General features: G+C 36.6%; 19 protein-coding genes. 9 read left to right on the plus strand and 10 right to left on the minus strand.

Translation table 11 applies throughout. The features are described 5' to 3' along the window. Window positions 1–95 precede the first annotated feature (95 nt). Window positions 96–551, minus strand: a complete 456-nt coding sequence (locus tag G504_RS0105410; protein WP_019669130.1) for a DUF4199 domain-containing protein — start codon at window positions 549–551, stop codon at window positions 96–98. Between the two features lie 169 nt (window positions 552–720). On the opposite strand from G504_RS0105410, the gene G504_RS0105415 reads away from it, so the two are divergent. From G504_RS0105415 to G504_RS0105425, 3 genes are all read left to right on the plus strand, one after another. Next, window positions 721–2043, plus strand: a complete 1323-nt coding sequence (locus G504_RS0105415) for a M16 family metallopeptidase (RefSeq protein ID WP_019669131.1) — start codon at window positions 721–723, stop codon at window positions 2041–2043. A gap of 4 nt (window positions 2044–2047) precedes the next feature. Continuing rightward, entirely contained in the window at window positions 2048–4126 is a 2079-nt protein-coding gene (locus G504_RS0105420) for an insulinase family protein (RefSeq protein WP_026348416.1), read from the plus strand. Window positions 4127–4232: 106 nt separating this feature from the next. After that, entirely contained in the window at window positions 4233–4652 is a 420-nt protein-coding gene (locus G504_RS0105425) for a hypothetical protein (RefSeq protein WP_019669133.1), read from the plus strand. A gap of 3 nt (window positions 4653–4655) precedes the next feature. Here G504_RS0105425 and G504_RS0105430 read toward each other — a convergent pair whose 3' ends face one another. From G504_RS0105430 to mutY, 5 genes are read right to left on the minus strand one after another with little or no spacing between them, the layout of a single operon-like run. After that, on the minus strand, window positions 4656–5591 hold the full coding sequence (locus G504_RS0105430) for a pyridoxal-phosphate dependent enzyme (RefSeq protein WP_026348417.1): 936 nt from the start codon (window positions 5589–5591) through the stop codon (window positions 4656–4658). A 39-nt stretch (window positions 5592–5630) separates the two neighbouring features. After that, window positions 5631–6188 (minus strand): gliding motility lipoprotein GldD, encoded by a 558-nt coding sequence (gene gldD, locus G504_RS0105435; protein WP_019669135.1) that lies wholly within the window; start codon window positions 6186–6188, stop codon window positions 5631–5633. Then, window positions 6181–7506, minus strand: coding sequence for a gliding motility-associated protein GldE (locus tag G504_RS0105440; protein WP_019669136.1), 1326 nt, complete (start codon window positions 7504–7506; stop codon window positions 6181–6183). Before G504_RS0105440 ends, gldD begins: the two co-directional genes overlap by 8 nt. Window positions 7507–7530: 24 nt before the next feature. After that, window positions 7531–7998, minus strand: coding sequence for a single-stranded DNA-binding protein (locus tag G504_RS0105445; RefSeq protein WP_019669137.1), 468 nt, complete (start codon window positions 7996–7998; stop codon window positions 7531–7533). A gap of 15 nt (window positions 7999–8013) precedes the next feature. Continuing rightward, window positions 8014–9060, minus strand: a complete 1047-nt coding sequence (mutY, locus tag G504_RS0105450) for an A/G-specific adenine glycosylase (RefSeq protein WP_019669138.1) — start codon at window positions 9058–9060, stop codon at window positions 8014–8016. A gap of 125 nt (window positions 9061–9185) precedes the next feature. On the opposite strand from mutY, the gene G504_RS0105455 reads away from it, so the two are divergent. The 5 genes from G504_RS0105455 (at window position 9186) to G504_RS0105475 (ending at window position 15144) form a co-directional block, all read left to right on the plus strand. Then, window positions 9186–9476, plus strand: a complete 291-nt coding sequence (locus G504_RS0105455) for an HU family DNA-binding protein (protein ID WP_019669139.1) — start codon at window positions 9186–9188, stop codon at window positions 9474–9476. 255 nt (window positions 9477–9731) lie between these two features. Continuing rightward, a complete protein-coding gene (locus tag G504_RS0105460) occupies window positions 9732–11279 on the plus strand; it encodes an Rne/Rng family ribonuclease (protein ID WP_026348418.1) in 1548 nt (515 codons plus the stop codon). 174 nt (window positions 11280–11453) lie between these two features. Continuing rightward, window positions 11454–13850 (plus strand): glucosidase family protein, encoded by a 2397-nt coding sequence (locus G504_RS0105465; protein WP_019669141.1) that lies wholly within the window; start codon window positions 11454–11456, stop codon window positions 13848–13850. Between the two features lie 66 nt (window positions 13851–13916). After that, window positions 13917–14393, plus strand: a complete 477-nt coding sequence (locus tag G504_RS0105470; RefSeq protein WP_019669142.1) for a regulatory protein RecX — start codon at window positions 13917–13919, stop codon at window positions 14391–14393. Between the two features lie 91 nt (window positions 14394–14484). Further along, window positions 14485–15144: a sterol desaturase family protein gene (locus G504_RS0105475; RefSeq protein WP_019669143.1), complete on the plus strand. Its 660-nt coding sequence runs from the start codon at window positions 14485–14487 to the stop codon at window positions 15142–15144. A gap of 9 nt (window positions 15145–15153) precedes the next feature. Here G504_RS0105475 and G504_RS0105480 read toward each other — a convergent pair whose 3' ends face one another. The 4 genes from G504_RS0105480 to G504_RS0105495 all read right to left on the minus strand — a co-directional run bounded on the left by G504_RS0105480 (window position 15154) and on the right by G504_RS0105495 (window position 19688). Further along, window positions 15154–16320 carry a hypothetical protein gene (locus tag G504_RS0105480; protein ID WP_019669144.1) on the minus strand — a complete coding sequence of 389 codons (1167 nt, stop codon included), beginning with the start codon at window positions 16318–16320 and terminating at the stop codon, window positions 15154–15156. A 97-nt stretch (window positions 16321–16417) separates the two neighbouring features. Next, window positions 16418–17275, minus strand: a complete 858-nt coding sequence (locus tag G504_RS0105485; RefSeq protein WP_019669145.1) for a cupin-like domain-containing protein — start codon at window positions 17273–17275, stop codon at window positions 16418–16420. A 65-nt stretch (window positions 17276–17340) separates the two neighbouring features. Next, the gene (bioB, locus tag G504_RS0105490) at window positions 17341–18441 is read right to left on the minus strand and encodes a biotin synthase BioB (protein ID WP_019669146.1); all 1101 of its coding nucleotides are present in this window, start codon (window positions 18439–18441) and stop codon (window positions 17341–17343) included. A gap of 74 nt (window positions 18442–18515) precedes the next feature. Then, a complete protein-coding gene (locus G504_RS0105495) occupies window positions 18516–19688 on the minus strand; it encodes a beta-ketoacyl synthase N-terminal-like domain-containing protein (protein ID WP_040443901.1) in 1173 nt (390 codons plus the stop codon). Window positions 19689–19754: 66 nt separating this feature from the next. Between G504_RS0105495 and G504_RS0105500 the strand changes: the two genes are divergently transcribed. Continuing rightward, a complete protein-coding gene (locus tag G504_RS0105500) occupies window positions 19755–20183 on the plus strand; it encodes a cytochrome c oxidase assembly factor Coa1 family protein (RefSeq protein ID WP_019669148.1) in 429 nt (142 codons plus the stop codon). The last annotated feature ends 16 nt before the right edge of the window (window positions 20184–20199 follow it).

The raw sequence follows: 20199 nt of genomic DNA on the forward strand, positions 1-20199 counted from the left end.
CTGAAAGCGCTTTTTAACAAAATAAATGCCTATGGCACCTTAAAGGCGGGTGCAAATATACTGCTAAATTGGGAAATCACAAGAGTTTTTTTGTTCTAAACAGATTTTTTCTTAAGGTCTTTTGGAGTTTTGAACAGCTGCATAAAAGCAAGTGTTAATACCAGGGTAGTAGCAAAACCCATTATTGCCACAGTGAAGAATACGATTCCTTCAAAATTTTTGAAATTATTAAACCAGCTGGTTGAAAGTTCTTTTAGGAATTCTGTGTTAATTTCAGTGGCATAGAACGCAAAAAAGAAGGTAAAAATAAGCGTAGCCACAACACCGGTTACCATTCCTGCCTTAAATCCTACCCCATAGTTGAAGTTATATTTTTCCTGAAGTCTGAAATATTTTATAGCCTCATAAATCCCAAAACCGGTAATCACCCCATTAAAAAGACTAAAAAATACATTGGTATGAAGACCAAACAAGGATAAAATCAAAAAATATGCAATTAAACTCCCACTGGTTGCAATTCCAAAACGGATGGGAAGGGCAATTCTTTTCATCTTCTTATTTTTATTTGTATTTCCCTTAAAATAGTGAATATTGGCTAATTATCATATAATATCTTGTTAAAGAAGCAGGGTTTTCCTTCAAATAAGCCCGAAAAAATTATATTGCAGTCCTGTAAATTCATTTAATCAAGTACATAAATCAACCCATAAATAAATTTTTATGCAAAGGAATTTTTATACAACTTTTGTTGCCTTTATGGCTTTTGCTGCCATCCAGGCACAAGAAGTCATGTATCAGGAATATGATCTGGATAACGGGCTTCATGTTATTCTGCATCAGGATAATACAGCTCCTGTAGTTACCACAGCAGTGATGTACCATGTTGGTGGAAAAGACCGCACTGAAGGCCGCACGGGATTTGCTCACTTCTTTGAACATCTGCTGTTTGAGGGTACAGAAAATATTGAGACAGGAACCTGGCGGGAAATTGTTTCCTCTAGGGGTGGCACTTTTAATGCCAATACTTCGCAGGATAGAACCTATTATTATGTGATTTTACCTTCAAACAATTTGCAATTGGGTTTGTGGATGGAATCTGAACGAATGTTGCATCCCATTATAGACCAAAAGGGGGTAGATACCCAACAAGAGGTTGTTAAGGAAGAAAAAAGGCTTAGGGTTGATAATTCGCCATATGGACAATTAACCACAGTTTTAGGAAAAAGCCTTTTTAAAGTTCATCCTTACAAGGATCCGAATATAGGCTATATGGAAGATCTGGATGCCGCCACCCTTGAGGATGTAATTGCTTACAGCAAAAAGTACTATGTCCCCAATAATGCAGTATTAGTTGTTGCCGGCGATATAGACATCGCTGAAACCAGGAAAATGGTTTCCGACTATTTTGCTGAAATCCCAAGAGGCGAAGATGTGGTGAGAGATTATCCAAAAGAAACACCAATAACTGTAGAAGAATTAGTTAATGCCTATGATATCAATATCCAAATACCTTTAGTGGGAACGGCCTATAGAATTCCCGGGTTCAGAGATAGAGATGCGTATGTCCTTAATATGTTATCTGCTTATTTAAGTGATGGTAAGAGCTCCAAACTATACAAAAAAATAGTTGATGAACAAAAACAAGGGGTTCAGGTAGGGGCTATAAATCTTGATCAGGAGGATTATGGTATGTATTTGGTCTATGCGCTGCCTGTTGGCGAAACTGCATTGGATGTGCTCGTTGAAGAAATGGAAGAAGAAATCTCCAAAGTGCGTTCAGAATTGATTTCTGAAAAAGATTATCAAAAATTACAGAACAAATTTGAAAATAATTTTGTGAACTCCAATTCTGGTATAGAAGGGATAACCAACTCTTTGGCACGGAATTATTTGTTATATGGCGATACGGAATTAATAAACAAAGAAATTGATATTTACCGTTCTATCACAAGGGAGGAGATACAGGCAGTGGCCAATAAATATTTGAATACCAATCAAAGGGTCATCATAAATTATTTACCAAAAGAAAATATTGACAATTGAAAATATGAAAAAATTATATTTTACAATCGTAATTGCATTAACAGCAATTACCCTTAATGCCCAGGTAGACAGAAGTAATATGCCTGAGCCAGGGCCTGCCCCTGAGATTAACCTTAAAGATCCCCAACGTTTTGAACTTCCCAACGGCCTTAAAGTTTTGGTTGTTGAGAATAATAAACTACCCAGGGTCTCCATTCAGCTTACAATAGACAACCCACCTGTTGCGGAAGGAGGGAAAGCCGGAGTTTCTATCCTTACCGGAAGTTTGCTGGGGAACGGCAGTAAAACTATTTCCAAAGATGATTTTAACGAAGAAATAGATTTTCTCGGCGCGCGAATAAGCTATGGATTTCAAAGTGCTTTCGCCTCATCTCTATCCAAATATTTTCCAAGGATTTTAGAACTCATGGCGGATGCAGCTATAAATCCAAATTTTACCCAGGAAGAATTTGATAAAGAAAAGGCCAAATTAATTACAGCATTAAAATCTGAGGAAAAAGATGTTTCCGCAATTGCCAGAAGAGTTCAGAATGCTCTGGCTTACGGCGTCAATCATCCAAATGGTGAATTTGCCACCGAGGAAACGGTAAACAATGTTGCCCTGGAAGATGTTGAAAGGTTTTACAGGGAATTGTTTGTTCCGGCCAATGCCTACCTGGTAATAATCGGGGATGTAAAGTTTGACGAGGCTAAGGAATTAGTTACCAAAAATTTTGACGATTGGGTAAAAGCATCACCACCTTCATTAGGATATTCAGAACCGTTAGACGTGCAGTATACTCAGGTCAACTTTGTGGATGTGCCTAATGCAGTGCAATCGGAAGTGACCGTTGAAAATCTGGTTAATCTTAAAATGAAGGATGAAGATTACCTTTCAGCCAAGATTGCTAACTTCATTTTAGGCGGTGCATCTGTTAGTCGCCTTGAGCAGAATTTAAGAGAAGACAAAGCGTTTACGTATTATGCAAGATCAGGACTTGGCGACAACAAATATGGGGTTTCTACATTTAAGGCATTTACTTCAGTAAGAAATATAGTTACGGACAGTGCAATTGTGGAATTATTAAGTGAAATAGACAAAATTATTGCAGACCCAATTTCTGAAGAGGAATTGGAAATAGCGAAATCGGTATATACAGGAAGTTTTGTATTGGCCCTGGAAAAGCCTTCTACAATAGCCAGGTATGCTCTGAATATTGAAACTGAAGACCTCCCCAGGGATTTTTACAAGACGTATTTGGAACGCATAAATGCAATTACCGTTGAAGATGTTCAGAAAGCCGCTGAGAAATACTTCCAAATTAAAAATGCAAGGATCGTGGTAGCCGGCAAAGGAAGTGAAGTAATTGAAAGTCTGGAAAATATTCCTTTTAATGGCAGAATGCTTCCTGTGAACTATTATGATAAATATGCGAACACTGTAGAAAAACCAAATTATGACATTGACATGCCAGAGGGTGTTAATGTGCAAAGTGTTCTGGATTCCTATTTTGAGGCAATCGGCGGCAAAGCCCAGGTGGACAAGATACAATCCTTGAAACTGGTTTACGAAGGGTCTGCGATGGGGTCAACGATAAAAACCGAGGAAAAGAGGACCACCGACAAATATGCGCAAACTACCTTTATGGATGATGCTCCAATGATGGGAGTCATTGCAAAAGGAGATGAATTATATATGAAACAGGGCGGCAACAAAGTTCCATTACCCCCTGAAATGCAGCAGGATATGAAAGCTACCATAGGAATTTTTCCAGAACAGGGAATAGCCTTAAGCAACAAAGCGAAACTTACAGGAACAGAAAAGGTAGATGGAAAAGCAGCGTATAAAATTGAAGTTCCGGGGTCAACAGTTCAGGCAACATATTTTTACGATGTGGAATCCGGTCTAAAAGTAAAAGAAGCCACGGTAATTAACATGAATGGTCAAACGCAGAATCAGGAAATTATTTATAAGGACTATAAGGTAGTAGACGGCATAAAATTTCCTTCTGTTAGAATTGGTTCTATGGGACCACAAATGATTGAGACCAAATTGCTGGAAGCTGCAATCAATGTGGAGGTGTCAGAAGAAGATTTTAACTAGAATTCTATTATTTTTAATATTAACATGAGCACCTCAAATTAGAGGTGCTTTTTCGTGGAATAAGGCCGTAGTTTTTCTTAATTTTGTGATCTGAAAACCATCGATCATGAAAACTAGATATGTGATTTTTACCTTACTAACTTTGGTGTTTCTTTTTTCCTGTAAAGAAAAAAAGGAAGCTGAAGATACACTTACACAAATGAAAGAGGTTATGGCTATACATGACGAAGTGATGCCCAAAATGGGAACAATTGGAAAACTCGTAGCCGAACTAAAGCCAAAAGTAGACTCCACAGAAAGTGGGATTGCTTATGAAGTAGCCATGAAAGATTTACAAGCTGCTCATAAATCTATGATGGATTGGATGAAAGGATTTGGTGATCGTTTTACTTCGGATGAAATTCTGAATGGTGCAGAATTAACAGAAGAAAAAAAAATGTGGTTAAATGAGGAAGAGGAGAAGGTAATAGCTCTAAAAGATCAGATCAATACCAGTATTAAAAATGCCGAAAAATTGCTCGAATAACGATTAAAAAGGCAATTGATTCAAATCTACATTACCCCCTGAAATTATTATTCCCACGGATTTTCCCCGATAATCATCCTTTTCGCGGATCACAGCTGCAAGAGCAACGGCACTAGAAGGTTCTGCAATAATCTTTAAGCGCTCCCAGATAAGGCGCATAGCACTAATAATTTCATCTTCAGTGACACGTATAATGTCGTGAACATATTTTCGGATTATTGGAAATGTATTGTCTCCTAAAACTGTTTTTAATCCATCGGCAATAGTATTGGTAGTATCATTTGATTCTATCTTGCCGCTATGGAATGAGCGATAGGCATCGTCTGCCTCAAATGGTTCACCACCAACAACTTTGCAGTTATCTCCAAAATAATGCGCTGACAATGCCGTGCCGGCTATTAACCCTCCCCCTCCTACAGGAGCAAAAATATAGTCCAGTCCGGGATAATCCTCCAACAATTCCATGGCAGCCGTTCCTTGTCCGATTATTACATTCATATCATTTGAAGGGTGAATAAAAGTAGCTCCTGTTTCCAGAGCAATTTTGTTTGCAGCCGCAGTTCGCGACTCAATTGTTGGGTCACATTCCACAATGTGACCACCATATTGACTAACCGCTGCCTTTTTAACCTTGGGCGCATTTGATGGCATAACTATATAAGCCTTTACATCAAGACTTTGAGCTGCAAGGGAGAGTGCCTGTGCAAAATTACCGGATGAATGCGTAACAACACCTTTGGCTCTTTCTTCTTCTGATAATAGCAAGATGGCATTAGTTGCTCCTCTCATTTTGTAGGCCCCCATACGCTGAAAGTTCTCACATTTAAAGAACAATTTTGCCCCCGAAATCTCATTCAATAAACGGGATGTTAACACAGGTGTACGATGAATATATGGTTTTATCCTGTCATGGCAGTCGAGAAGCTGATTTCTATACATCTATTAACAATCTTTCCTAAGCAGAAGCCAGGTTTAAGTTTATTCATTCCAACGAAGAGATTCCATTATTCTCCTTATATCCTTTTGTAAATATATAGCGGCTGGATAAATAGAATCATAGTTCGGTTTCGCTCTGAAATAAAGAGATCCTGTCACAAAATGACGTGTGCTGTCTGTAACATAAAATTGTGCCTGCGATGCGGCATCCCCTGAAACTTCGTAGAACATCCCGTACACGCTGTCTTTCTTATTTATAAAAGGCTGTTCCGTTATGTTGTCAGCCTTAACCACGTGTTCATAAGATAGTTTTTGAGCATCTCGCAGTAATTCCTCCAGATTATTGTTCACTTCTTTGTAGGTAATAAAAATAGAGCCTTTCATTAAAGGGTAGTCCAGGGTAACAGAAAAGTTTTTACCCTTTTTTACCTGTGCCGTTGCGTTATGTTCAAATATAAATTTCTCTGAAACCAGCCTATCTGCAGACGACTCAGGATATTCTAAGCGAAGCATGGCTTTTGGTTTTGGGAGGTGGTCATCGCCACATGAAACCAAAAATATACTGAGTATTAGAATATATAAATATGATTTACTATTCATGAGGTAAAGTAACTTTAATTTGCTTCAATCGTTTCTTATCCAGACTCTCAACCAAAAACTGGTAGTCCATATAAGAAACTATTTCTCCCCTTTTAGGAAAACTTCCGGCTATCTCCAGAACAAACCCTGCTATCGTTTCAGATTCACCCTTTTGTGACTCGAAGTCTTCTTCATTTTTGATTTTTGTAACCCTGTAAAAGTCTTTCAGGGTAGTTTTACCTTCAAATATATAAGTAAAGTCATCGAGTTTTGAATATATCAGATCTTCATCATCAAATTCGTCTGAGATATCCCCAACAATTTCCTCAATTACATCCTCTAATGTAACAATGCCTGAAGTTCCGCCATATTCGTCAACAACAACCGCCAAATGATTTTTTTTATCCTGAAATTCCAGCAGAAGGTCATCGAGTTTTTTATTTTCAGGAACAAAATAGGGTTCTCTGATCAGAGTTAACCAATTAAAATTTTTCCTGTCTATATAAGGTAGTAAATCCTTAACATAAAGAACTCCCAGGACATTATCCATATTTTCTGAAAATACCGGGATTCTGGAATAACCATGATTCTTTATTTCTTCTAAAACCTCTGTAAATTTCATGTCTTCGCTTAAAGCGAAAATATCTAACCTGGGCCTCATCACCTGTTTTGTGTCGGTGTTACCGAAAGAAACTATTCCTTTTAAAATTTTTTGCTCTTCTTTTGTTGTATCTCCTTCAGATGTAAGTTCAAGAGCCTGGGAAAGATGATCTACACTTAGGCTAGACTTTTGTTTTCCTAATTTGTTATAGATAAATATGGTAGCAGAACGCATCGGAGAACTTAGAGGGGTAAATAGGAAATCAAGCATTTTTAAGGGATATGCCATAAAGATGGAAAACTGAAGTCTATTTCTATTTGCGTAAATCTTCGGGAGTATTTCACCAAACATTAAAATTAAAAAAGTGGCTACCAGTACTTCCAATAAAAAACGAACGGATATTAAACCAAAAAGCAGATAATTAATTTCTGAAAATAATATGTCTCCAATAGAATTAAATAAAAGTACTATGCCAATATTTATGGCATTATTGGCAATCAGGATAGTCGCAAGAAGTTTTTTGGGACGAATTAAAAGTTTAATGACTATTTTTCCTCTTACAGTCTTCTTTTCTTCTATCTCATTTAAATCTGTTGGTGAGAGCCCAAAAAAAGCCACCTCAGCACCTGAAATAAGGGCAGAACTAATTAAGAGCACCAATAGTATTATAATTTTTAATACAAAAGTGCCGTCAATTATTGAAAGGTTTAAGAATAAACTAAGGGGGTCAGGATCCAATAGTCAAAATTTACTTTTAGTTGTTTAGAACGGTAAATCATCATCCTGCTCCTGTTCATTGACAGGTTGTACTTCTATGGAAGTTTTCGGTTGCGAAGTTCCCGATGCCGGCTGAGTCTTTGGTGTATTCCCGGCATCATTGGCCATACTTTCCTTTTTGGTAGACAGAAAAGTGAAATCCTGAACATTTACCTCAGTAGTGTATCTGGTATTTCCATCTTCTCCCTGCCATTGCCTTGTTTTTAATCTTCCCTCGACATATATTTTATCTCCTTTGCTAAGGTATTTTTCACATATTTCTGCGGCTTTATTGCGAACAACAATATTGTGCCACTCCGTATTAGTAACCTTTTCACCGGTTTGTTTATTGGTATAAGTCTCATTAGTAGCAATAGGGAATCTCCCAATACAATTGCCTCCCTCAAAATAATGCATTTTTACTTCGTCTCCCAGATGCCCTATTAGCATCACCTTATTCAATGTTCCGCTCATAATATTTTAATTATTTCAAAAGTACGAATTTTTAAGTGTTTTTATAAACTCTTCAATTAAAACAGGAACGGGGTATTTATCCAGTTCTTTAGAGGACAATCCATTCGGCAGCCGGTCTTTTGTTTTAACTATCCAAAACTTCGTATACAAATGCTGATGAGACAATTTATGTACGATGATTTTATCAGATGACTGGTATACATGCTGTGGTTCCTGAAGGGTCAGAATTTCCGGCAGTCTATGTTTTATTTCATTAACGCTTATTTCTTCTGGCGTTTCCAGGAGTGGAAATTCATACAAATTATGCCAAATATCTTTCCCTGTTCTTTTTATGAGGTGCGTTTTTCCATCATCATCCAGAACAACCAGATAATTAAAAAACCTCTTTTTAATATCCCCCTTTTTTAGCTTTACCGGGTATTTCTCAATACTATTAGTCTGAAATGCCACGCATTTTTCATTTAAAGGGCAGGATAAGCAAAAAGGCTTTTTTGGTGTGCACTGAATGGCGCCAAATTCCATAATTCCCTGATTATAATCTCGTATGTTTTCATGGCTTAATACTTTTCGGGCCAAATTTTTAAAATATGATATTCCCCTGGATACATTTATGGGAATGTCAATACCAAAATACCTGGATAATACTCTATAGACATTTCCATCTACAACCGGCTCTGGTTGGTTAAAGCTTATGGAGGCTATGGCACTTGCAGTATAATCTCCAACCCCTTTTAATTTCATTAATCCTTCATAAGTCTCAGGAAAGTGCCCATTATATTCTTTCACTATTTTTTTAGCAGTAAAATGCAGGTTTCTGGCGCGAGAATAGTATCCAAGCCCCTGCCAAAGTTTTAAAACTTCTTCTTCACTAGCATCCGCTAAGTCAAAAACGGTTGGGAATTGTTTAACGAATTTAATGTAATAAGGCACTCCTTGAGCTACCTTTGTTTGCTGCAGCATAATTTCAGATAGCCATATGTTGTATGGATGAGTAGTAGTGCGCCAGGGGAGTGACCTTTTGTTTTCAGAATACCAATGAAGAATTTTGTTTGAAAACGTCATCACTTAAATACTAAGGAACAAAAGTAAGAGTTTATATACTTAAAATTAGCTCATTAAGATGAAAGAATGAATTTAATTTATATATTTGCACGCTTGAAAAACTTACAGAAATCTAAAATATTAAAATGACAAAAGCGGACATTGTATCCAGAATCTCAGAAAAACTGGGAATAGAAAAAGGAGACGTACAAGCAACTGTTGAAAGTTTTATGGAAGAAGTAAAATCTTCCCTGGAAAATGGAGATAATGTATATCTCAGAGGATTTGGCAGTTTTATTATCAAAACAAGAGCAGAAAAAACTGGTAGAAATATTTCTAAGAATACTACTATCAAAATACCAGCTCACAACATTCCGGCATTTAAACCTGCTAAGGTCTTTGTAGAAGGAGTAAAAAGCAACGTACAAGTAAAATAATAACAGCAACAAAAAGTATAGTTTCATGCCGAGTGGTAAAAAAAGAAAAAGACATAAGGTAGCTACCCACAAACGAAAAAAAAGAAGGAGAGCTAACCGCCACAAGAAGAAGTAGTTGTCTAACTACTTTTTCATTTTATACGTTCATTGACATAGAAATTCAAAAAAGAATTTCAACGGGTTTATACAACCTGTGACAACTATTGTTTAATCCATTCGTCAGATCACATATGCGACGAATATAAATTGAATCAGGTGAATAGAGAATTAATCGTAAGATCTAATTCTAATACCGTTGATTTTGCCTTATTAAATGATGGAAAACTCATAGAACTTCACAAAGATGAAGACGACAATAAATTCAATGTTGGTGATATTCTAATCGCCAAAGTCAGGAAACCGGTTACCGGTCTCAATGCTGCTTTTGTTAATGTAGGTTATGAAAAAGATGCCTTTTTGCATTATCATGATCTAGGTCCGCAATTATCCAGCATGCTGAAGTTTATTAAATTAGTGAGTACGGGGAAATTAAAAGATTATTCCCTTAAAAACTTTCCATTCGAAAAAGATATTGATAAGCATGGCAGCATTAATAATGTAATCAAAGCCAATCAGTCTCTTTTAGTGCAAATTGTTAAAGAACCCATTTCAACAAAAGGTCCCCGAATTAGTTCGGAACTTTCCATAGCCGGTAGATATTTGGTTATGGTTCCTTTTTCAGATCGTGTTTCCGTTTCACAAAAAATAGGAAGCAATGAAGAGAAAGACAGACTTAAAAGGCTTGTTAAAAGCATAAAACCAAAAGGTTTTGGGGTAATTATAAGAACAGTTGCAGAAGGCAAAAAAGTAGCGGAATTAGATAAAGATCTTCAGAACTTGCTGAACAAGTGGACAGCAATGTGTAAGAAATTGTATAAAGCGCCGACACCTTCGAAAGTATTGATTGAGCTAAATAGAGCTTCTTCTATATTAAGAGATGTTTTTAATGATACCTTCAGCGGAATACATGTTGATGATGAGACGCTTTATGAACAGATTAAAGATTATGTGCAAGAGATTGCACCGAAAAAAGAATCTATAGTTAAGTTGTATAATTCTTCTGTGCCAATTTATGAGAAATTTGGTATAGAAAGGCAGATCAAAACATCTTTTGGGCGCACGGCGTCCATGAGTAAAGGAGCCTATCTGGTAATAGAACATACCGAAGCACTTCATGTAATAGATGTGAATAGCGGTAATCGTTCGAACAAAGCAAAGAATCAAGAAGATACTGCTTTGGAAGTTAACTTATTGGCTGCCTCAGAAATTGCAAGGCAATTACGATTGCGGGATATGGGTGGTATCATTGTTGTCGATTTCATAGACATGGTCAAGTCCGATCACAGAAGAAAACTTTTTAATCATCTAAGAGATGAGATGAAAGAGGACAGAGCCAAACATAAAATATTGCCGCCCAGCAAGTTTGGTCTTATACAAATTACAAGGCAAAGAGTTCGTCCCGAAGTTAATATTAAGACAACGGAGACAAATCCCAGTGGACAGGACCAGGAAGTAGAGGCTCCCATTGTTTTAATTGAAAAAATGAATGTAGAGCTTGAAAGAATAATGAAAGGACCTGCAAAGGATAAAGGAATTGTGTTGAATACACACCCTTTTATTGCAGCTTATTTGACCAAAGGATTCCCATCACATCGTTCCAAATGGTTTATGGAACACAAAAAATGGATAAAAATTCAACCAAGAGATGCCTATACATATCTCGAATACCATTTTAAAGATAAAGATGGCAAAACCATTAGATAAAAAAAGCGACTTCCAAAACGGAGTCGCTTTTTTTTTGCCCTTAAATGATACATGATAAAATGCGCTAAGCAAAAAATTTGTACTATCACATAAGTAGTATCTAATATCTGCCTTAATTAGATATTCATGGTTATTGCTAAATTTGTTTCCAGGAAAGGAGATAATACTTAAATTATGAAAAATCCTACTAGTATAGTTTTATTAATTTTAATACTGATTCATTCGTGTACCTCCAATCCTGTTACTGGTGATTTTTCCAAAGTAGTTGAAGACAGTCCCCATATAAAAGGTAAAAAAGACTATTTAAATTCTCCATATGTAACAGCCGGAGATAGATTATATATGGTTGGTCACCAAAATGGTACTTTTCCTGATTTGGGATGGCATGTAAAAGGTGAAATGGGAGGTGTATGGGATCACCCGATAAAATTAATGGATGGTTTTGAAGTAAGCCTCAATTGGGATGATCTGACTTTAAAACTGGATTCGGCAACATCTTTTGTTAACTATCCTTTTGCAAATAAGCATCTATATGATCTAAGTAAAAATAATCTGCAAATTGAAAGGTTTCAGTTTGTGCCTGATGGCAAGGAAGGGATTCTGATTCAATATAAATTGAAAAACCTGTCGGAGAAAACACAAAACTTTGACTTTTTATTCAGAGGGGACTCCGATCTCAGACCCGTTTGGCTTGGAGAGCGAACCGGGATGATAGACAGTGAAGATAAGGCTGAATTTGTTACTAATACAGGAACTTGGTTAATGAAGGACAATCAAAATCCATGGTACGTTGCTTTTGGCACTTCTATACCCCCCTCTAAATACAGTTCTGAAAAAAGCCATCGTCCCGGCCTCGGTATTTCAGGCAATTTGACTTATGAAATATCCCTGCAGCCTGATGAAATTCAAATAATTAATTTTACCATAGCGGGTTCATATCAGTCCAGAGAACAAGCATTGGCCACCTATGATTCAATTCAGAATAAAGGCATTAGTTATCTAATAGCTAAAAAACAAAGGTACAGTACGCTTGCAGAACAATCCAAACTTACAATTCCTGATAAGGAATTACAAAATGCCTTTGAATGGCTCAAATACAATTGTGATTGGCTAATAAGAGACGTCCCTGAAATTGGAAGAGGAATAACCGCAGGAATTCCGGATTATCCCTGGTGGTTTGGAGTAGATAGCGAATATGCCCTGCAAGGCTATATGGCTATTGGTCAAAGAGATATTGTATACCAAACAATTCATCTTTTGGACAGTGTTTCCAATAGCGTTAATGGAAATGGCAGAATCCTTCATGAAATGTCCACAAATGGAACTGTTTTTAATAAGGGAAACATTAACGAAACTCCACAATTTGCGTCATTAATCTGGCAGATATATCTCTGGAACGGGGATATATTTTTTTTGGAAAAGTACTTTCCAACAGTCAGGAAAGGACTAAACTGGTTAATGTCTGAAAATGATGCCAACAAAAATTTATTTCCTGATGGCTTCGGTATGATGGAAATACATGGTCTTGATAGCGAAATGATAGATGTAGCAGTTTATACTCAAAGAGCTTTTGCTGATGCTGCTAAAATGGCAATTGAACTAAAAGAAGATTCATTAGCATTAGATTATAGTAAGATAGCCAACACTTTAAAAGATAAAATAAATTTGGAGTTTTGGTCTGAAGAATTTAACTCTTATGCCGACTTTATTGGAACTGATGAACAAGCTTTGCATTTAATAGAAGATGCAATAATAAGAGCAGATACCCTTAATAAACCCTGGGCAATTGAGGAATTAAAAGAGACTAAAAAATCTATCATTGAAAATCCGTCTAAAACACTAAGGCCATTTGTCCTGCATCACAACTGGGTTGTAAATACCCCAATGGAAATGAAAATTGCAGAAGAAGAGAAAGCATTAAAAGCGCTGCAAACCTCTGAAAATTTTGTAAATCCTTTTGGCGTTTTTGTAACCGGCATAGACAGAGATGCTTCTGCGGGTTCAGATGATGGCTCTTTTAAAGGAAGTAAAGTCTTTTCATATACAGGTGCGGTAATGACACTTCCAACAGGGGTTCAGGCAATTGCGGAAAATAACTATGGCAGGCCTGACAAGGCATTAAATTACCTTAAAAGGATGACACGCACCTTTAGTTATGCCCTTCCCGGCAGTATATATGAGGTTTCACCCGATTATGGAATGATTACCCAAGCCTGGAATATCTATAGTTATGCAATTCCGATAATTCATCAATTTTTTGGTATCCAACCTGTGGCATCAGAAAAAAGGATTCAGATTAAGATTCAAATGCCTGAAGAATGGAATTCTGCTAGTATAGAAAACGTGATGGTCGCAGAAAATAAAATATCAGTTTTTTATGAGAAAAAAGACAAATCAATTGCTGTGAAAGTAACGCAATCTGAAAGTGACTGGACTTTGGAAGTAGTGCTGCCAAAAACAGAAAATGAAAATTATGAACTAATAAAAGGTAAAGCAGAGATAACTACAGATGAAAATCAAATATTCTACCATTCCAACGATCCTATTATTGAAATCAGAACCATTCCTTAGAAATAGAAGTAATAATCAGGAACTGTTATCTATAGTATCTAAAAAACTAACCTCTGCAACATTGGTATGAATTATTCCCGTAAGTCTTATACAGTAAATGAAGTAACAAAGAAGTTGGAAAGGTATTGCATGTATCAGGAGCGCTGCCATTTGGAAGTTATTACGAAATTACAGACAATTGGAATGATCCCCGAGGCAACAGATCTTATTATTACACATTTAATTAAAAATGATTTTTTAAATGAAGAGCGATTTTCCAGAAGTTTTGCCAGAGGGAAATTTAACTTCAAAAATTGGGGTAAAGTAAAAATCGTAGGAGAATTACAACGACGAAACATCTCAAAATTCAATATAAAACTGGCTATGGACGAAATAGATGAAGAAGATTATCTACAAAAATTAGATTGGTTGGCCAGAAAGAGATTACATCAAATCAAAGAAGCTAATTTGCAAAAACGGAGAAAGAAACTGGCAGATTATTTATTCTACAGAGGATGGGAAAGAGATTTAGTTTATTCAAAAATTTCTGAACTCATAGCTTAACTTATGAATGTTACTTTCTATAGTCCTTACTGAGACAAAACACTTGTATTTAGGACTGTATTTTGTAACTTTGACCTCTAATTTAAAAAAAATGAAGCCAAAAGTCACCACAGAGTTTCATCACGGTCAGGCAAAAATATTCAATAACCCATTTTTGGAAAGCCTTACCAAGACAAATCCAATTCAAAACATCGTTGTTTATGGAATCACTATCATAGCAATGATTTCATTTACTTACTTAAAAATAGGTTTATCTGCTTTAGAAATTATAAGCCTTTTTATTGTTGGTGTATTCTTCTGGACATTTGCAGAATATATGTTACATCGTTTTGTTTTCCATTGGGTTACAGAAGCAAAATGGTCTCAGCGCTTTCATTTTATTATGCATGGTTCGCACCATCATTACCCCAGAGATGAAGAACGCCTGCTAATGCCACCGGTTCCCGGTCTAATTATGGCAAGCGTACTATTCTTGTTATTTTTCGCTATTTTCTGGCTACTGGGAATTTCTGATCTTGCCTTTGGCTTTTTTCCGGGGTTCTTTACGGGCTATTTAATGTATTCTTTCGTTCACAGGGCTACGCATATAGCGCGTCCTCCTAAGAGGTTTAAGAATTTATGGCAACATCATAGCCTGCATCATTACAGATATCCCGACAAGGCCTTCGGCGTATCAAATACATTTTGGGATAAGGTCTTTGGTACCATGCCTCCATCTAAGGTAAAAGATAAAAAAGAAGAACTGGTATAAGCGAAAGTTCTATTTTATTGCCTTCATTCTTTCGAAAGGTTTTGTTCTGTCAAATAAATACCTATAAGTGGTATGTATTTTACATATTTCGCCTCCTACTTGCTTCACGACAATAATCATTTTTCTATTAAAATCCCCTATGCCATTAATTTCAATAACTTCATATTGGTTAGATAAACTTTTGGCCATCTTATGAAATGCATGAATTATTCCACCATCCAATCCCTTACCCTGATGCTCCGGAACAATTCCAAAAACAAACCCTAACATTTTCCTATTTCTTTTATGTCGCTTATGCCAAAGAAACTTTAACTTTCCTATAAGATTGAGATTGCCATTGACATATTTAAACCATTGATTTACCTCGGGAATATTTATATAAAATGCGACCGGCTCTCCTTTATAGTAGGCAAACCATATTATTCTTTCGTCTATAATTGGCTTCAATTTACTCATCAACAAATGTCCCTGTTCTTTTGATATTGCGGAGACGCCTTCATGATTAACCCACGCTTTGTTGTACATATCGATTATATTATTCGTTTGTTCTTCAAATTTTTCCATTTGGAAATGTTCAAACGAATAGTCCGGGTTACTATTTACGATGGCCGCTTTTCTCTCTAATCGCGGGTTTACATCTTCCTTTATTACTTTTAGGAAAGTATAATGCTCAAAATAAGTCTGAAAACCATAGTTTTCAAAAAGTTCCCTGTAATAAGGAAAGTTGTAGTTGCATTGATAGTTAGGTTCCAGATCATACCCTTTGGTCAGGAGCCCCCACCATTTGTCTCTCGCGCCAAAGTTTATTGGCCCATCCATAAATTCAACACCCTGATCTACCAGCCAATTCTTACTGATATCGAATAATGCATTCGCAGCATTTTGGTCATTTATGCATTCAAAAAAACCCACCCCACCAAAATTTTCAGTAACACCCTTAACGGAGGTTTTCTTCAAAACAAAAGCTGCAATGCGGCCAAGGATTTTGTTCTCATTTAACAATAACCACCGGACACAATTACCACGTTCAAAATTCTTGTTGACTGCAGGATCAAAAATATCCGCAATATCCTTATCAAGAGGCCTTATATACTGTTTTTGATTTTTGTAAAGATCTACCGGAAACGATACGAATCTTTTACAATCGCTGCGGGACTTTACTTCAAGAAGATGCATTAAATACAATTAAAAGAAATGTAAACATAAACATTATTCGAAAGAAAAAATAAAGTGGTCAATAATTTTTTATTGGGAATGGTCATGGTAAATGAATTTAAGGGTGCATTCTATTTGTCCTTTTTATAGCCTGACTATTTTTCCAGTCAATCCAATTTTGACCTCTTATTCTTCTCATAAGATTATCAAAATATCTCATAAAAAATACATTGTAGACTGCTTTTAGAAGATTTCTCGAATTATGAGCAATCCCCCGCAAACTCATTGAAAACCCGGGTGTTATGTATTTCATATAATGCCAAAATCCTTCTGGAATATATAAAACTTCCCCATGGTTTAATTGCGCCCTAAATCCATTGGCATGCTTAAGGGCCGGCCATTCGTCTAAGTTTGGATTAGAAAAATTTATACTTTCGTGTGTAATTAATGAATGTGGTATTTTATAGAGGTATTTATTTTCAGTTTGAGGAAAAAGGATACATTCTTTTTTCCCGGCGAAATGAAAATGGAAAATATTGGCTAGATCAATATCATAATGCATAAAGGTGTGCGAATCCGCACCTCCAAAAAACAACATTGGAAGACCCTTCATTAAGCGCACACCAAAATCAGGATAAGAGAAATCTTTTTGGAGTTCGGGTGCTTCCTTAATTAAATTCCATAAAAATATTCTGTATTTCGTTGGTTGTTGCCTGATCAGATCTATATAGTCCGTCATCTTCATTTTGGAATGAGGCTCATTAAAACCGTCTTTATAATCAACGGGCCTGTCGTCATATAAAGGCACAGTTTTATCACCTGCGACCTTTTTTATATAATCAAAATCCCATTTTGAATAAGCCGGCCAATCTGTTATAAATTTTTCAATAACAACAGGTTGCTGAGGTTTATAATAGTTTTCTATAAAATCCTCTTTGCTAATGGTTTTTACTCTGGGTATATCCTTTAATTGCAAAATCTAATAGGTAAATTAAACCTTATCATTTAAACCCTAATAAAGTCTATATGGCAATTTTCTTGCTAGGAAAGGTTGCCAGGATTGGATTTCATTTTTGCAAGCTCATTGCGCTCTATCTTATGTTCTGGTCTTGACCATTTTGGTTTCTCCCCAATAGGTTGTATCCTGGATTCACTTGCTTCCACCGTCCTTGGTTGTGGAGCTTTTACAAATGGCTTTTGCGGAATAAGTCCTAATTGCTTAAACATTTCCAAATCCTCATTTACATCCGGATTTGGCGTTGTCAATAATTTATCGCCTGCAAAAATGGAATTGGCTCCCGCAAAAAAGCACATTGCCTGTCCTTCCCTCGTCATTTCCGTTCTGCCGGCCGATAATCTTACCTGCGTTTTAGGCATAACAATTCTGGTTGTGGCAACCATTCGTATCATATCCCAAATAGATATAGGATCAATATCCTCCATAGGAGTTCCTTCTACCGCTACCAAAGCATTAATTGGTACAGATTCTGGCTGAGGATTCAAAGTAGATAAAGCTACCAACATTCCTGCCCTGTCCTCTAATTGTTCTCCCATGCCAATAATTCCCCCACTACAAACAGTTACATTGCTTTTCCTTACATTTTCTATCGTTTTTAATCTATCGTCAAAGGCTCTGGTAGAAATCACATCCTTATAATAATCTTCAGATGTATCTAAGTTGTGATTGTAAGCGTAAAGACCTGCTTCTGCCAAACGCTTTGCCTGATTTTCAGTAAGCATCCCTAAAGTGCAGCAAACCTCCATATCCAGCTTATTAATGGTTCTTACCATTTCTAAAACCTGTTCAAATTCGTCGCCATCTTTTACATTGCGCCATGCAGCTCCCATACAAACCCTGGAACTTCCGGATTCTTTAGCACGCAGAGCCTGGGCCTTTACATGCTGAACAGACATTAAGTCATTGTTTTCAATATCTGTATGATAACGTGCTGCCTGGGGACAATAGCCACAATCTTCAGGACAACCGCCGGTCTTTATGGATAGCAAAGTAGATACCTGAACTGTATTTGGATCATGAAACTTGCGATGAACTGTGGCTGCCTCATATAATAATTCCATCAGGGGTTTATTATATATTTCAAGGATCTCTTTTTTTGTCCAGTTATTTCGTTCTTCAACCATATGCAAGAATTTAATATAAACATCAAAAATAATCTTTAATCTGTAAAAAATTGATAAATCTCGATTATAGTGATTTAACCTATCTGGCTTTCGGGGTTTTTTAATAAAATACTAACTGCATTGCCGCCAAAACCTACCGCATTTACAAGTACTCTATTTATTTTCCTTGGGGGGTTTGGGCTCCTAAAAGGAACTCCAAGAAATCTTTGGTGTTTCAACATTAATATTCCCATTTCCACACTAAGAATTCCTGATGCTCCAAACGTGTGTCCTACTTTCCATTTATTCGTAGTAAGTGCAGGTAAGAAATTTCCAAAGATCTTCTTAATTGCAGCAAATTCTGCCGCGTCACCTTTTATTGTGCCAGGTGCATGCATCACAATAATATCAATTTCTTTTGGAGGTACACTTCCTAAAGCCATAGACATTGAATCCTGCAAACAGCGGGCATCTGCGGAAAGAGAAATATTATGTTCTAATGATTCAGTTGCAAATCCCAGCCCTTCTATTATGGCAAGTGAGTTCTTATGAATTCCATATTCCAGGCAGGCAACGCCCGCACCTTCACCAAGGATCATGGAATTTTTTTGTTTATTAAGGTCAAGAGCCCTGCATGGGTAATCATTCTCTTCTTCCGAAGCATATATTTTTAATGCTCTCATTTGAGCAATAGTAAAAGGTGTCAAAGGTGCTTCACTTCCTCCTACTAGAAACTTTTTCGCCATTCCACTTTTAATCCATGCCACACCATTTAATATGGCATGTAGTGCCGTAGAACAGGTAATAGAGTGGGAAATACTGGGACCCTTCGATTGAAGATCATTAGATATCCAGGAAGAAATATTTCCCAATGTAGTAGTCGGAGATGTTAAAACAGCGGTAGAATTATTTTGTAAAAAATCTTTGTGATATTTTTCAAAAAGCCCCGTAGCACCGCGGGATGAACCTATATTAATTCCAAAATTATCATTTTCCCCCCAACCTGCATATTTAACTGCTCGCCTGGCCGTAAAAATACCAAATAGCACACTGTCATCGAGATTCAAATATCTTGAATTGCTATTCCTAAGGTTATTTATTTCCAATTTGGAAGGTTCTGATAGGCAAGATATCCATGCCGCCGTATTTCCAATAGATGCTTTTCTGAAAAAATGTCCTGAATGCTGATAACCGGCCCAAATATCCTCCTGATTATTCCCCAAAGGGGAAATGGATGCAATGGACGTAATAGTAATTGGTGGAGACAATGCCTTCTTATTTAGAGTAAAAATAAAAGTTCTTACCTTCAATGTATAAAAACAATATAAAAAACAATGAACAATGAATTGCTGCCTGAAAAAAGCTGGTGGAATCGCAATTGGACCTGGGCTTTACCGTTAGGTGGGTGTTTGACCGTTTTGATAATTATTGGCGTAATTATTAGCACTATTTTTTTTAGTGTTACTTCTATGCTAGATGATTCGGTGCCTCTTGAGTACGCTCTTAAGAAAATTAATGAAGATTCGGAAATAGTGGAGCAAATGGGTTTCCCGATAGAAAAAAATGGAATGATACAAGGTGAATTCAATTGGGTTAATGATGAAAAAATTGCAGATATGCAAGTTCCTATAAAGGGCCCTGAGGATAGTGGAACTTTATATATAAAGGCAAGCGCTAACGGCGATAAGTGGACCTATCACGAAATAAGGGTCGTAGTTAAAGATAATGAAGAGCTGGACCTCCTGGACGATAATTGGGATTAATAATTATCATTAACTT

The sequence above is a fragment of the Eudoraea adriatica DSM 19308 genome (assembly GCF_000382125.1).
GTDB lineage: Bacteria > Bacteroidota > Bacteroidia > Flavobacteriales > Flavobacteriaceae > Eudoraea > Eudoraea adriatica.

Bases quoted from the DNA above. Each gene is read 5' to 3' on its own strand.
- bioB (WP_019669146.1), bottom strand. From the start codon at position 18,441: ATGGTTGAAGAACGAAATAACTGGACAAAAAAAGAGATCCTTGAAATA.
- G504_RS0105420 (WP_026348416.1), top strand. From the start codon at position 2,048: ATGAAAAAATTATATTTTACAATCGTAATTGCATTAACAGCAATTACC.
- G504_RS0105475 (WP_019669143.1), top strand. From the start codon at position 14,485: ATGAAGCCAAAAGTCACCACAGAGTTTCATCACGGTCAGGCAAAAATA.
- G504_RS0105465 (WP_019669141.1), top strand. From the start codon at position 11,454: ATGAAAAATCCTACTAGTATAGTTTTATTAATTTTAATACTGATTCAT.
- G504_RS0105445 (WP_019669137.1), bottom strand. From the start codon at position 7,998: ATGAGCGGAACATTGAATAAGGTGATGCTAATAGGGCATCTGGGAGAC.
- G504_RS0105455 (WP_019669139.1), top strand. From the start codon at position 9,186: ATGACAAAAGCGGACATTGTATCCAGAATCTCAGAAAAACTGGGAATA.
- G504_RS0105425 (WP_019669133.1), top strand. From the start codon at position 4,233: ATGAAAACTAGATATGTGATTTTTACCTTACTAACTTTGGTGTTTCTT.
- G504_RS0105500 (WP_019669148.1), top strand. From the start codon at position 19,755: ATGAACAATGAATTGCTGCCTGAAAAAAGCTGGTGGAATCGCAATTGG.
- G504_RS0105470 (WP_019669142.1), top strand. From the start codon at position 13,917: ATGAATTATTCCCGTAAGTCTTATACAGTAAATGAAGTAACAAAGAAG.
- G504_RS0105430 (WP_026348417.1), bottom strand. From the start codon at position 5,591: ATGTATAGAAATCAGCTTCTCGACTGCCATGACAGGATAAAACCATAT.
- G504_RS0105415 (WP_019669131.1), top strand. From the start codon at position 721: ATGCAAAGGAATTTTTATACAACTTTTGTTGCCTTTATGGCTTTTGCT.
- G504_RS0105410 (WP_019669130.1), bottom strand. From the start codon at position 551: ATGAAAAGAATTGCCCTTCCCATCCGTTTTGGAATTGCAACCAGTGGG.
- gldD (WP_019669135.1), bottom strand. From the start codon at position 6,188: ATGAATAGTAAATCATATTTATATATTCTAATACTCAGTATATTTTTG.
- mutY (WP_019669138.1), bottom strand. From the start codon at position 9,060: ATGACGTTTTCAAACAAAATTCTTCATTGGTATTCTGAAAACAAAAGG.
- G504_RS0105480 (WP_019669144.1), bottom strand. From the start codon at position 16,320: ATGCATCTTCTTGAAGTAAAGTCCCGCAGCGATTGTAAAAGATTCGTA.